Raw genomic sequence first — 13,535 nt, forward strand, 5'->3', positions numbered from 1 at the left:
GGTCATCTTTGGCTAAATCAAAACCCCAAAGATCAATCAAAAAAGCCGCTGAAGAAAACTTCAGCGGCTTTTTTTGTTTTTATAGTCGAAATTTTTAATTTATAATTTTATTTATTATCTATAATATCCAATAATTGCTAATTCCCTTTTGAGTGAAACTGTATATAGTTGTATAAAGCAACTATATTGGATCGAATAATGACAGATATACCTTGGGAAATAATACAAGACATTCGCGAATATTCACGAAACCTTATTCGTGAACTTGGTTTTTTGAATAAAACAATCGCAGGAACAGACTTAACCGCGTCACAAGTTCATGCTCTTGTCGAAATCGGAAACGCAGATACGATATACGCAAGGGATCTGTCTGATATTTTACTGCTTGAAAAATCTACAATCAGCCGCTTGATCAAAAATCTGATCACGAGAGGAGAACTTTATGAATCTCCTTCTTCAACAGATATAAGAAAAAAAATTATACAGCTTACACCCCAAGGTAAAAATACAGTTCAACAAATAACTAAATTTGCAGAGCAACAAGTGGTTGCTGCACTCAGGACATTACCGCAATCGAGTACAGCTGAGATTGCACAAGGATTACATAAATATAGTAATGCTCTAAAAAATTGTCGCTTAAAAAATGATCAAAAATCAGGCTTACAAAAAAACTATCCTGTTGAGATTGCACAAGGCCATAAAACTGGGTTGATTGGCCGTATTATTGAAATGCATGCTCATTACTATTCTAAATTTGCTGATTTTGATGACGCTTTTGAAGCTACGGTAACAAAAGGTCTTGGTGATTTTTTTCCTCGACTGGGGCGTGAAGAGAACGCGATATGGTCAGTCACTTATAAAAACAAAATAATCGGATCTATTGCTATTGATGGTCAAGATCTTGGCAAAAATATCGCTCATCTAAGATGGTTTATTGTTGAAAGCCAGGGAAGGCCAAAAGGTTTAGGAAAAGCCTTACTTAACCATGCCTTGAAATTTTGTGATGAAAGAGGTTTTAAGGAAACACATCTCTGGACTTTTAAGGGCTTGGATGCTGCCCGCAATCTATATGAAAAAAATGGATTTGTTCTGGTCAATGAATATTCAGGAGATCAATGGGGAAAAACCGTTTTGGAACAAAAATTTATACGTAAAAATAGTAAAAAAAATTAGACGTATCTATAAAGGCAAAGAAAATGAATATGTTACGTGATTTATCATTACAAAGTACGTTTATGGGGTTGTTAGTTGCTTTTGTTGGGTTTGCAAGCTCATTTGCTGTTGTTCTTCAGGGCATAAGAGCTGTTGGGGCTTCGGAAGAACAAGCAGCGACTGCGTTAATGATTTTATCTATCGCGATGGGGGCATGTGCCATTGTTCTTAGCCTATACAGTAAGCTTCCCATTAGCGTCGCTTGGTCGACACCCGGTGCAGCGTTATTGGCGAGTACAAGCACTGTGCCTGGTGGTTTTTCTATTGCGGCTGGCTCATTTATTCTTTGTGCGATTTTATTTGTGATTGCTGGGCTGTGGAAACCACTGGGGAGAGCAGTCAATAAAATCCCCTCTGCCCTTGCCAATGCAATGCTTGCTGGGATTTTGCTCGGTTTATGTTTGGCACCTATCAAAGCAATTGCGGAAAAACCATTATTCGGACTTTGTATATTGTTAGCCTGGATCATAGCTGGCCGTATAAATAAATTGCTTGCCGTTCCAGCAGCCCTAACCGCTTTAATTCTTATTATGGTTTTTGGTATCGATTTTACGACAGCCAATAAAAACGAACTTTTCAGTAATATCGTACCTTCGTTTACAATGGTCTTCCCTGAATTTAGTTTGGCTGGTTTAATCGGGATTACCATTCCCCTTTTCATTGTAACAATGGCTTCGCAAAATGTACCTGGTATTGCGGTTTTAAAAATTCATAACTATGAGCCAAACTCGGGGCCTCTTATTGCGATTACGGGATTATTTTCCGGTATCAGTGCGCTTTTCGGGGGGCATGCCGTTAATCTGGCAGCTATTACAGCAGCAATGTGTGCGAGCGAGGATGCTCATCCGGATCCGACAAAACGTTATTGGTCTGCGGTTATAAGTGGTCTTGGTTATATCGTATTTGGCTTACTTTCCGGGCTTGTGACAACATTTGCTGTTATTGCCCCCGGCATATTGATTGCGGCTGTAGCCGGACTTGCTTTGATCGGTGCTTTTTCCAATGCTGCGCTGGCTGCATTTAATGCCCCTGATATCAGGGAAGCATCGGCTGTTACCTTTCTTGTCACGGCCTCTGGTGTTACTTTTTTTGGAATTTCTGGCGCTTTTTGGGGGTTATTGGCGGGCGGTCTAATTCTTTATATAACGCATCTATTTTCTCTAGGGAAGAAGCACGTAGCTTTAAGTCAAGAATAAAAGGACAAAGTAAAAGGCGATATCAACATATGATATCGCCTTATGGTTTAATTAAATTTGTTTGTTCTTGGGAAGCCAGTCGGCGGCAAACGTCCTGCACTTGCCCTACGTCCATGCCAATCAATTATTTCATTACGTGTCCATGTACGCCCTGACGTATCACACCAGGTTAGCCCCTCTCCTTTTTCCAAACCATTTTTAAAGGTTTTGATATCGGATAGACCGCCGTCTCTATATTTTTGGAGAATAACCCCCCGACCTCTTGCCATTTCTGGTAGCTCTTCAAGTTTGAAGACCAGCAGCTTCCTGTTCTCGCCAATGACGGCCACCATGTCATCATGCTCACCAATTTGATAACAGATGAAAGCACTTGCCCCATCGGCCACATTTAGAACTTGTTTGCCCGTCCGTGTTTGGGCAATGACATCGCTTTCATTTATCTGGAACCCCCTACCATCTGTGGAAGCCAGTAACAGTTTTTGCCCTGGGCGATAAACAAGAATATCGACAATATCCTGATCATTTGGTAGATCGAGAATAAGGCTTAGAGGTTCACCAAAACCACGGCCACCTGGCAGTTTGTCGGCGCCTAAAGTGTAGAAACGTCCGTTAGTCGCAAAAACAAGGAGCTTGTCAGTTGTTTGTGCAAGTATAGAGAAACGGCCAGTATCGCCCTCTTTGTATTTGGCATCACTTGTATCGTCTTGATGACCTTTTAGCGCGCGGATCCACCCCTTTTCAGAGCAAAGGATCGTCAGGGGTTCTTTCTCTATCACAGCTTCAAGCGGCACAATAACATCCGTTGGCGCGTCCGTAACTTCTGTCCGACGCTTGCCAAGTTCTGTTTTCTGACCATAGGCCTTACGCAAGTCTTTGATTTGATTGCCAACGATTTCCCATCGGCGCTCTTCACGGGTTAAAATATCTTCCAGATCAGCTTTTTCAGCCGTCAGATCATCATGTTCGCCCTTAATGGCAATTTCTTCAAGCTTTCTCAAGGCACGCAAACGCATGTTGAGAATAGCTTCAGCCTGTATCTCAGAAAGCGAAAAGCGTTTTATAAGTGCTTGTTTCGGTTTATCTTCTTCTCGGATAATCTTGATAACTTCATCCAGATTAAGATAAGCAATCAAATAACCTTCGAGAATTTCAAGGCGGTTCGCAATTTTACCCAGACGGTAATTACTTGCCCTGACAAGAATGACATGTCGATGATCCAAGAATGCCTGTAAGACTTCACGCAAATTCATAACGCGTGGAACCTGATCTGCATCCAGAACGTTCATATTTAAACTTGCCCGACTTTCCAGTTCAGTCAACTTAAACAGAGATTCCATCAAGACAACAGGATCAACATTACGGCTTTTGGGTTCAAGAACAACACGAATATCTTCAGCGGACTCATCGCGAACATCATTGAGCAAAAAGAGTTTTTTATTGTTAATAAGCTCAGCAATCTTCTCGATAAGTTTGGACTTTTGAACCTGAAACGGGATTTCGGTGATGATGATCTGATATTGTCCAGCTTTGAGGTCTTCGGTTTCCCATTTTGCCCTAACCCGGAAAGACCCACGACCCGTACTGTAGGCTTGTAGAACGGCATCGCGTCCTTCAACCATAACACCACCCGTGGGGAAATCTGGCCCGGGGATAAAATCTATAAGTTTATCAAACCCAACATTTGGGGTCTTGATCATATAGAGAAGCGCGTCACATATTTCGCCAACATTATGTGGGGGGATAGATGTTGCCATACCCACGGCAATCCCCTGCGCCCCATTTGCTAACAGATTGGGAAAAGCAGACGGTAAAATGCAGGGTTCATCAGATTCACCGTCGTATGTCGGACGCATATCAACAGTATCTTGATCAATGTCCTTAAGAAGCTCACCGGCAATAGCAGTCAGGCGGGCTTCTGTATACCGCATTGCCGCGGCATTATCCCCGTCGATATTACCAAAGTTACCCTGACCATCAATGAGGGGAAATCTAAGTGAAAATTCCTGCGCCAATCTGACAAGCGCGTCATAGATCGATTGGTCACCATGGGGGTGGAATTTACCCATGACATCCCCGACAACACGGGCAGACTTTTTAAAACCTGATCCGGGATCAAGTTTTAGTTGTCGCATGGCATAGAGAAGACGTCGATGGACAGGCTTTAAACCATCGCGAACATCCGGCAAAGATCTGGACATGATAGTTGATAGTGCATAACTGAGATAACGGTCAGAAAGTGCATCAACGAAACGAATATCCCGAATTTCCTGGGATGGAACTCTATTTGAAGAACTGCTCATATACCCCTCACAAACTCTTCTGTCATTTTACCCAACAGTTCCATCGAAGCAACTTGTTTGAATGAATAAGGGGCTGTTAAGAAAAAGAAATCATCAATTAACGGGAAAAGGAAGTAAATTTAAACAATAACTAAGCTATAAAAAATTTTCAACTAGACGATCACGCACTGACGGTAGTGATTTATCATGGGGATGAAACAGGTGACGTTCTAAGAAATGCCCTGCAATTTCGAGCCCTTGAGAAATTTCAGTCGTCCCGCCGCCGCCTTGCCCAAGCAAGAATAATGGTAGCGGAAAAAGCTTATCTTTGTATGGCTCTCCTGCTGCTAAAGATACCGCTCGGCCAGATTTAGGACTGATGTAAGCAAGCTGATCATTATTACCGCCACCGGCACAAGCAGTAAGGTCAATACCAAACCCCAATGCAGATAGTTGAGCCAGTTCCCAGCGAACGTAAATCTCGCCCCAAAAATCACTTTCGAGATGTTCTAAAAGAACGAGAAAACCTTCATAAAAGGATGAATTTTCCTCGCGTTCAGGAACTGCTTGCTCGCAGATTGCGGCAGCAGATAACAAAGCAGCAAGACGCCCAGGCTCATCAAAAAGACGACCTGAAATATTATCCAGAACTTCGCCATCATAATGTCCTAAATGTTCAGCTAAACGCCCACCCCACCGAACATGCAGGCGGTTTCCCGGCTCATATGTTGAGCGTTTTTTGATACTTTGCCCGCCCCTTACCAAGCCAGCATGGCGTCCGTGCTGACGGGTTAAGACCTGTGCAACCAGATCATTTTCACCAAAGGGCCGCGCAGAAAGAAGTATCCCCTCGTCTTCCCAATGTATCATCACCCAACTTTCAAAGAACAACAGGTGAACATTGTAATCATTTTCAAATCAGAGATCTAGAAAAGAGTACAGTGAACAATAAAAAAATATTGTTAGATTTTAACTGTTAAAATCCAACCCCATTTCCCGATATCTTTCCGGATCATCGGCCCACTTTTCACGCACCTTTACATAAAGAAAGAGATGTACTTTTCGCTCTATTGTTTCTTGTAAATCATGTTGGGACTTGGACCGGATCAACTTTATTGTTCGACCGCCCTTGCCCAGACACATTGCTTTATGTTGTTCACGTTGAACATAAATTGTCTGGGATATCTTGACGCTACCGTCGTCAAATTCTTCCCAATTCTCGGTTTCGACCGTCAAATTATAAGGAAGTTCATCATGAAGGTTCAAGAACAGTTTTTCGCGTGTAATTTCTGCGGCAATAGATCTCATGGGGTGATCTGACAGTTGATCCTCTGGGTATAGCCACATGCCTTCGGGTACAATACCAGCCAAATGATCCATTAGGTCGTTTACGCCATCACCTTCTTGCGCAGAAATCATGAATATTTCCGAGAAAACACCCATGGCCATAAACTCTTGCGCCAAAGCCAATAGTTTTTCCGGCCTTATGGAATCAATTTTGTTCAGCGCCAAAATTGCTTTACGTTCCTGCTTCTCCAGCCCGGCGATAATAGCGCGTGTATCTTCGCCAATTTTCTTTTTAGAGGCATCGTGCAGAACAACCACAATTTCTGCGTCCCCTGCGCCCTGCCAAGCTGATGATACCATGGCACGCTCCAAGCGTTTTTTCGGTGCAAATATGCCAGGCGTATCAACAAAAATAAGTTGCGCATTTTTGTGCATCGCGATTCCGCGAATTTGTGACCGTGTAGTTTGGACTTTGTGGGTCACAATAGAGACTTTTCCGCCGACCATCCGGTTCATCAGGGTAGATTTTCCGGCATTAGGTGCCCCGATAAGCGCGATAAATCCACAGCTCATATCAGGGGGTAAGTCAGAGCCAAGTGTATCTTTCACTTCGCAAGGGGGTTCTTGATTGTTACTCATTATGAGATGCCATTTTCACTGATAAGTCGTAGAAGTTCATTTGCCGCTTCCTGCTCGCCTTTGCGTTTGGAATTACCTTGCTTAATAACAGGATCAAGACCTTTGACGGAAACTTGGATATTAAAAAGAGGCGCATGTGGTGGCCCTGAACGAGAAATCTCCTGATAGGTTGGAAGTGGCAACCCACGACCTTGGGCCCATTCCTGAAGGGTTGATTTTGCATCTTGTGGCGGGGAAAGATCCTGATTTAAAAGTGGTTTCCAGTTCTTCTCGATAAAGCTCTGGGCCGCTGCATATCCCCCGTCTAGATACAGAGCACCGATTAAAGCTTCACAAACATCCGCCTGAAGGGCCGGATTTTCCCGTTCACCACTTTCTTCTTCGCCTTTTGCCAAAACAATCAACTTATCAAAGCCAAGCTTTTGTGCAACAAGCGCGAGGGCTTCTCTACGAACCAATGCGGTAAAGCGTTTTGCCAAAGAGCCTTCGCTTTCCTTTGGAAAACTCCGCAAAAGCATATCTGCAATAACAAGCCCCAGAACCCGATCCCCCAGGAACTCTAATCGTTCATAGCTATCAGCAACGATCAAATGACGCCCACAAGCACTCGGATGTGTCAGGGCTTGTTTGACTAAATTTGGTCGATTAAAGTTATGCCCTAGTCTATCCGTAACCGCAGCAAGATTACGGATAAAGGTTTCCTCAATTGATGCCATTAAAAATGCGTCCAAATCTGATCATTGAGGGCCATTTCCAAACTTCCCACCAATCGCCGTAATCTTCGCCACCATCATCACCGCGGTGTGAGAAGAATAGCATGTCTGCCCGGCCAATAAGGTTTTCGTATGGTACAGGGCCAACCTCATTCAATACTCGGCTATCCGTACTATTGTCACGATTATCCCCCATAAAGAAATAATATCCATTTGGTACAAGGTAAGGCCCAAAGTTATCTAAATACCCCGTATCGCTTTTCTCCCAAATTAAATGCTTTACACCATTGGGTAACGTTTCTTCATATTCATAAGCTTTAAGGGGAATTCCATCGCGACCATCGCCAATTCTGACAAGTTCTCGCGGAACGATTTCATTGTTAATATAAAGCTGTCCCTGTTTCACTTGAATTGTGTCACCGGGCAGACCAATAAGGCGTTTAATAAAATCAATGTTGACGTTTGTTGGTTTCCGAAAAACGATGACATCGCCTCGCTCGGGCTCACTGCCAAGAATGCGTCCTTCGAAACTATCACCAAATATTTTAGCGCCAAAGGGGAAGGAATACTTACTGACGCCGTAGGAAAATTTAGAAACAAAAAGATAGTCACCGATTAAGAGCGTCGGTTTCATTGAGCTTGAAGGAATATTAAAAGGTTCAAACAAAAAGGTTCGTACCGTCAAAGCGATTAACAGTGCGTAAACAACTGTTTTGACAACACCTTCGTCTTCTTTTGTTTTTTCCACGTCTTCTGACCCAGTCGTCATTTATTAATTCCATTATTACTTCGGTAAAATAAGTACTTTACCTAATTATTTAACTATGCCCCGATTTAACGATACGCCGGAATAGCAGAGATAATTACAAAAGCCTGCGCATGAGGATAATCGTCAGATATAGTCACATGTAGTTGTGCTGTCATCCCCTGTGGGACAATATTATTTAAATGTTCACGTGCCACGCCTGTGAGTTCAAGTACTGGCTGACCTCTGGAATTGTTTGTAATACCAATATCGGTAAAGAGCACACCCTGTCGCCACAAACCTGTACCAAGAGCTTTTGCACAAGCTTCTTTTACTGCAAAACGTTTTGCATAGGTCGCTGCGGGATCTGGCCGAGATGCCGCCCTCTTCTTTTCTACATCGGTAAAAATCCGATTAACAAACCGATCCCCATATTTATCGAGAGATTTTTCAATCCGTCTAATATCTACAAGATCATTTCCAATGCCCAATATCATCGTGCCCCCAAGGCTTCAGTGATACGATACGAAGAAAGGCAGGTCAATTTCGGGCTCTCTCAACTGAATTCACTACAGACATAGCCCGAAGGGCAGCCGTAATATCAGCAAGATGTTTAACATCCGTTACTTCGACGTCGATCATCATTTCAAAGAAGTCCATAGAACGATGAACGATCTTTAAGTTGCTGATATTCCCTTGATTTTTTCCAATAACAACGGATAGACCACCAAGACATCCTGGTTCATTGGCAACAATCAGTTTAAGTCGAGCTGTGTGTTGCGGGCCTTCAACCTCCATGGAATCCCAAGAAACATCAATCCATCTTTCTGGCGTGTCTTGATAATTGACCAGATTATCGCAATCAATTGTATGGATTGTAACGCCTTTACCAGTCGTAACGATACCAACTATGCGATCACCGGGTAGCGGATGACAGCAACGGGCATAATGTACAGCCATTCCCGGAATAAGCCCCTTGATGGGGAGCCCATTGTCTTTGGCGCCTGATGTCTTTTGCTTCTTACGCTGCGATCCCGGGCTTGGGGATTTCGGCAGAACACGGGCGCCGGGATAAACCGCAACCAAGACTTCTCGGGCAGAGTGATGTCCTTGCCCGACACTGACATAAAGATCTTCGGATTGATCCATATGGAACTTGCCAAGAATACCTTCAATGCCCTTTTCCGTAAACTCGTAACCTTCTTGACGGAAGACCTTCTGGACCATTTGATGGCCGAGAGAACTGTACTGATCACGTTCCTGAAGTCTTATGTATCGACGGATACAGGCTTTGGCCTTACCTGAAACAACAAACTTTTCCCAATCAGGTGATGGTTTCTGGTTCTTGGATGTTAAAATCTGAACTTGATCACCATTATGCAAGATGGATCTGAAAGGTACCATACGGCCGTTAACCTTGGCCCCTACACAGGTATTCCCAACCTCGGTATGTACGGCATAGGCAAAATCAATCGGGGTTGAACCACTCGGTAGGGAAAGCAGCGCCCCTTTCGGCGTAAAGCAAAAAACCTGATCCTGAAACATTTCCATTTTGGTATGTTCCAGGAACTCCTCTGGATTTGATGCGTGATCCAAAATATCCAGAAGTTCACGAAGCCAGCGGTATTGACGCCCCTCCATGTGTTCGCCGCCTTGCTTGTATGACCAGTGAGCTGCGACACCCATTTCCGCAATATCATGCATTTCTGCCGTGCGGATCTGTATTTCGATTTTGTGTTTTTCAGGCCCAATCACACAGGTATGGATCGACTTGTAACCGTTGGGTTTGGGCGTTGATATGTAATCTTTAAAACGGCCAGGAACAACGGGGTAACTACCGTGGATGACCCCCAAAGCCTGATAGCAGTTAGCCATATCTTTAACGATAAGACGGAATGCCATGATATCTGAAAGCTGTTCAAAGGTGACAGCTTTGCGCTGCATCTTTTTCCAGATTGAATATGGCGCTTTGAGGCGCCCAAAAACTTCGCCTTCAATTCCTTGAGCTTTGATTACCTTGTTAAGCTCATCAATGATCTTCTTGGCAAGATTATCGTCATCTTCACCTTTGAGGAAATCCAGACGCTTAACGATAGATTCTCGCGCTTCAGGGTTAAGTTCAGCAAAAGAAAGATCTTCTAGTTTATCTTTAAATCTATGCATACCGATACGCTCGGCCAAGGGAGCATAGATATCCATAGTTTCACGGGCGATACGGCGGCGTTTTTCTTCTTTTTTGATGTATTTAAGCGTTTGCATATTATGCAAACGGTCAGCCAGTTTTACCAGCAACACCCGGATGTCATCAGACATGGCCAGAACAAGCTTGCGAAAGTTTTCAGCGTATTTACTTTCTTCTGATTGCAGCTCTAGTCGGGTAAGCTTTGTGACCCCATCAACGAGTCTGGCAATGTGGGCGCCAAAAGCCTTTTCAACAGTTTCCAGACTGGCTTCGGTGTCTTCGACGACATCGTGCAGCAAGGCTGTGATAATGGAATTATGATCCAGCTTTAGATCTGTAAGGATACCCGCGACCTCAACCGGGTGCGAAAAGTACGGATCTCCTGATGCTCGTTTTTGCGACCCATGATATTTGGTCGCAAAAACGTATGCTCTGTTTATAGCATCTTCATCTGCGTCATGATCATAAGATTTAACGCGCTCAACCAACTCAAACTGACGGATCATGGTGGATCAAACAGCCCTTATACAAAAATATAGCCTTCCAGAAAATGATACGCCCTGAAAAGGCGTAGGCCAAGCTCTGGAAGGCTATATTCTTAGAATTATTTGCTAAACCGAGTTTAGTTACTCAGAATCTTTAGCCAATTCGGTTGGTGTATCTTCAACAGACATACCATCAGCGTTTGCAAACTGTTCGCCAGCATCGGCAGCGATAAGGGCTTCAGGGCCAATCGCATCAAACTCAGGCTCATCTTCATCAACTTCAGAAAATGCTGCTTGTTTTTGAAGACCTTGAACCAAAGAAGCCTTCACAGCATCAAGGCTGATAGTCTCTTCAGCGATTTCGCGAAGAGAAACAACGGCGTTTTTATCGTTATCCCGCTCTACAGTAAGGGGAGCGCCAGATACGATTTCCCGTGCGCGCTGGGCTGAAAGCATAACAAGTTCAAAGCGATTAGGAACTTTTTCTACACAATCTTCGACGGTAACGCGTGCCATAGATGATAACTCCAGTAGTCGTAGTTAACCCTTCAACAGGGTATTGAATCGGTGCAATATATGAAGCAGTTCATGGGAACGCAAGGATAATCAACATAAATCCGCTAAAAAACTTTGCTTTAACAATGCGGCTTAATTTTCAGAGCCCTTATCCGAATATTCTATCGTTTCTTGATCAAGGGGAATTGATTGTGACATCTCTTTTACTGTTTGCCCCAGTACAGGATGAACCCAGTTTTCGTCGATATCCATCAAGGGCAAGAGAACAAAAGCCCTTTCATGCATCCGAGGGTGCGGAACAATTAAATGATCCCCTGTCGAACTGACAAAATCATTGTAGGAAATTATGTCCAAATCGAGTATGCGAGGAGCGTTAATATAGGGCCGAACCCGTCCAAACTCGCTCTCTACACCATGCAATAATTCCAACAATTCATCTGGTTTTAAGTCGGTTTTAATTTGAGCAACCGCATTTACATACCAAGGCGCATCCGAAATCGGTACCGGTGCCGTTTTTAACCACCTTGATTGCTTCACAACTTCGACCCCAAGCTCCTCTAATCTAGAAAGAGCTTTCATACATGTTTGCAATGGAAGGCCATACTTAGGGCTCTCAAGATTAGCCCCAATTGCAATAATGATCACTTGGTTTTACCTTAATTGACGATTGTATTCTGATTGAGCAATTCAAATACCATATTTCTGCAAGACTAAAATACTGTATTTTTATGATACAAACGCGTTAACGTGACGAATTCAGGATTGATCGTGATCGACACGTGTAACCCACAATCTGAAAGTGTAATCGACAAGGTAATTCCTGCAAAATTAGAAGATCTTATTTATAACTTTAAAAAATAGCTTAAATAATAATTTTAATTACCTTTTAATGTACTTTTACTTTAATTTGATTGTTGATAGGCGAACAAAAAAGAGTAAGCTTACCAAAATTAGAAAAGAATATAACTTCACGAAATATGTTACTTTAATAATTATCGTTAACTTATATTCTGGACATTTTTTAAATATATTTTTTTAAGGATTTAAAAATGCAATTTTATCCTCAAGAACGCGTAGCCCTATTTATTGACGGATCTAACTTATATGCCACCGCGCGTGCACTGGGGTTTGATATTGATTACAAAAGGCTTTTGTCGTTGTTCGCTGAACAATGCAGTTTAGTACGCGCCTTTTATTACACAGCATTAATTGAAGATCAGGAGTACTCACCGATACGTCCCCTCGTCGATTGGCTGGACTACAATGGGTACACCATGGTGACAAAGCCAGCCAAAGAGTTTACCGACGCTGCTGGTCGTAAAAAGATCAAAGGAAATATGGACATTGAGTTGGCAATTGATGTCATGGAAATGTCTGAACACATCGAACACATTGTTCTGTTTTCTGGTGACGGTGATTTCCGCCGCCTTATCGAAGCCGTTCAACGTAAAGGCGTTAAGGTAACTGTTGTCTCTACTGTCCGCAGTCAACCATCTATGATAGCTGATGAACTTCGACGCCAAGCAGATATCTTCCTCGACTTAATTGAACTCAAGAGTGAAGTTGGCCGCAAAGTTTCTGATAATAATCGCCCGACGCCCCCGACGCCCATTCAGGCACTGGATCAGCAGCCTGCTGATGAAGATGACTATGATGATGAATATTACGACGATGACGATGATTATGATGAAACCGATGACAGAGATTAATGCTTCACCTTGTTAACTGCTAAAAAAAGAGCCATCCAACTTACCGGGTGGCTCTTTTGTTTATGGGACAAATCAGAAATTTTTAGCCGCGATCTTTTAGAATACGAGATTGTTGACGCTTCCAATCTCTCTCTTTTTCTGTGTGACGTTTATCAACAGCTTTTTTACCGCGGGCAAAACCAAGATTGATTTTGGCAATGCCTCTGTCGTTAAAATAGAGAGACATTGGCACAATTGTGTACCCGTCTCGACGACACATACCTATCAGCTTTGCGAGTTCTTTGCGATGAACAAGCAATTTACGATGTCGCTTCGGCTCGTGATTAAAACGGTTTGCAGCCTCGTAAACGGGTATATTGGCATTAATCAAAAAGAACTCGCCATCTTCTTCACTGGCATAGGCTTCCTGTATCGACGCCTTACCTGTACGCAGTGATTTTACCTCTGTTCCTGTCAGAACCAGACCAGCTTCCAGGGTGTCCCCGATATTATAGTCATATCGGGCGCGGCGGTTAACCGCGACCGTATTTCCCTTACCAGAAGAAGTGCTTTTCTTTTTTGACTTAGCCATC

The 13,535-nt window shown here is 43.2% G+C and carries 13 protein-coding genes; 3 read left to right on the plus strand and 10 right to left on the minus strand.

Going from position 1 to position 13,535, the window contains the following annotated elements:
• Positions 1-198: 198 nt before the first annotated feature.
• Together ACN0W5_RS16050 and ACN0W5_RS16055 are read left to right on the plus strand one after the other, a co-directional pair.
• Positions 199-1,173, plus strand: a complete 975-nt coding sequence (locus ACN0W5_RS16050; RefSeq protein WP_417455096.1) for a bifunctional helix-turn-helix transcriptional regulator/GNAT family N-acetyltransferase — start codon at positions 199-201, stop codon at positions 1,171-1,173.
• A 23-nt stretch (positions 1,174-1,196) separates the two neighbouring features.
• Positions 1,197-2,408: a benzoate/H(+) symporter BenE family transporter gene (locus tag ACN0W5_RS16055; RefSeq protein ID WP_417455097.1), complete on the plus strand. Its 1,212-nt coding sequence runs from the start codon at positions 1,197-1,199 to the stop codon at positions 2,406-2,408.
• Positions 2,409-2,455: 47 nt separating this feature from the next.
• On the opposite strand, the gene parC is transcribed toward ACN0W5_RS16055, so the two are convergent.
• The 9 genes from parC to folK form a co-directional block, all read right to left on the minus strand.
• Positions 2,456-4,708: a DNA topoisomerase IV subunit A gene (parC, locus tag ACN0W5_RS16060; protein WP_417455098.1), complete on the minus strand. Its 2,253-nt coding sequence runs from the start codon at positions 4,706-4,708 to the stop codon at positions 2,456-2,458.
• A 135-nt stretch (positions 4,709-4,843) separates the two neighbouring features.
• Positions 4,844-5,557, minus strand: coding sequence for a DNA repair protein RecO (recO, locus tag ACN0W5_RS16065; protein WP_299373734.1), 714 nt, complete (start codon positions 5,555-5,557; stop codon positions 4,844-4,846).
• Positions 5,558-5,656: 99 nt separating this feature from the next.
• A complete protein-coding gene (gene era, locus ACN0W5_RS16070) occupies positions 5,657-6,613 on the minus strand; it encodes a GTPase Era (protein ID WP_417455099.1) in 957 nt (318 codons plus the stop codon).
• Positions 6,613-7,329 carry a ribonuclease III gene (gene rnc / locus ACN0W5_RS16075; protein WP_417455100.1) on the minus strand — a complete coding sequence of 239 codons (717 nt, stop codon included), beginning with the start codon at positions 7,327-7,329 and terminating at the stop codon, positions 6,613-6,615. Before rnc ends, era begins: the two co-directional genes overlap by 1 nt.
• A complete protein-coding gene (gene lepB / locus ACN0W5_RS16080; protein WP_417455101.1) occupies positions 7,316-8,095 on the minus strand; it encodes a signal peptidase I in 780 nt (259 codons plus the stop codon). Before lepB ends, rnc begins: the two co-directional genes overlap by 14 nt.
• A 65-nt stretch (positions 8,096-8,160) precedes the next feature.
• The gene (gene acpS / locus ACN0W5_RS16085) at positions 8,161-8,568 is read right to left on the minus strand and encodes a holo-ACP synthase (protein ID WP_417455102.1); all 408 of its coding nucleotides are present in this window, start codon (positions 8,566-8,568) and stop codon (positions 8,161-8,163) included.
• Between the two features lie 43 nt (positions 8,569-8,611).
• Positions 8,612-10,759 carry a RelA/SpoT family protein gene (locus tag ACN0W5_RS16090; protein WP_299373727.1) on the minus strand — a complete coding sequence of 716 codons (2,148 nt, stop codon included), beginning with the start codon at positions 10,757-10,759 and terminating at the stop codon, positions 8,612-8,614.
• A 120-nt stretch (positions 10,760-10,879) separates the two neighbouring features.
• A complete protein-coding gene (gene rpoZ, locus ACN0W5_RS16095; protein ID WP_299373725.1) occupies positions 10,880-11,254 on the minus strand; it encodes a DNA-directed RNA polymerase subunit omega in 375 nt (124 codons plus the stop codon).
• Positions 11,255-11,386: 132 nt separating this feature from the next.
• Positions 11,387-11,899 (minus strand): 2-amino-4-hydroxy-6-hydroxymethyldihydropteridine diphosphokinase, encoded by a 513-nt coding sequence (gene folK / locus ACN0W5_RS16100; RefSeq protein WP_417455103.1) that lies wholly within the window; start codon positions 11,897-11,899, stop codon positions 11,387-11,389.
• Between the two features lie 404 nt (positions 11,900-12,303).
• Between folK and ACN0W5_RS16105 the strand changes: the two genes are divergently transcribed.
• Complete coding sequence (locus ACN0W5_RS16105) at positions 12,304-12,963, plus strand: NYN domain-containing protein (RefSeq protein ID WP_417455104.1); 660 nt, start codon at positions 12,304-12,306, stop codon at positions 12,961-12,963.
• A gap of 82 nt (positions 12,964-13,045) precedes the next feature.
• Here the strand turns inward: ACN0W5_RS16105 and smpB are convergent, their stop codons facing one another.
• On the minus strand, positions 13,046-13,534 hold the full coding sequence (smpB, locus tag ACN0W5_RS16110; RefSeq protein ID WP_417455105.1) for an SsrA-binding protein SmpB: 489 nt from the start codon (positions 13,532-13,534) through the stop codon (positions 13,046-13,048).
• Position 13,535 lies beyond the last annotated feature (1 nt).

It is taken from the genome of Kiloniella sp. (genome assembly GCF_048270245.1).
GTDB lineage: Bacteria > Pseudomonadota > Alphaproteobacteria > Kiloniellales > Kiloniellaceae > Kiloniella.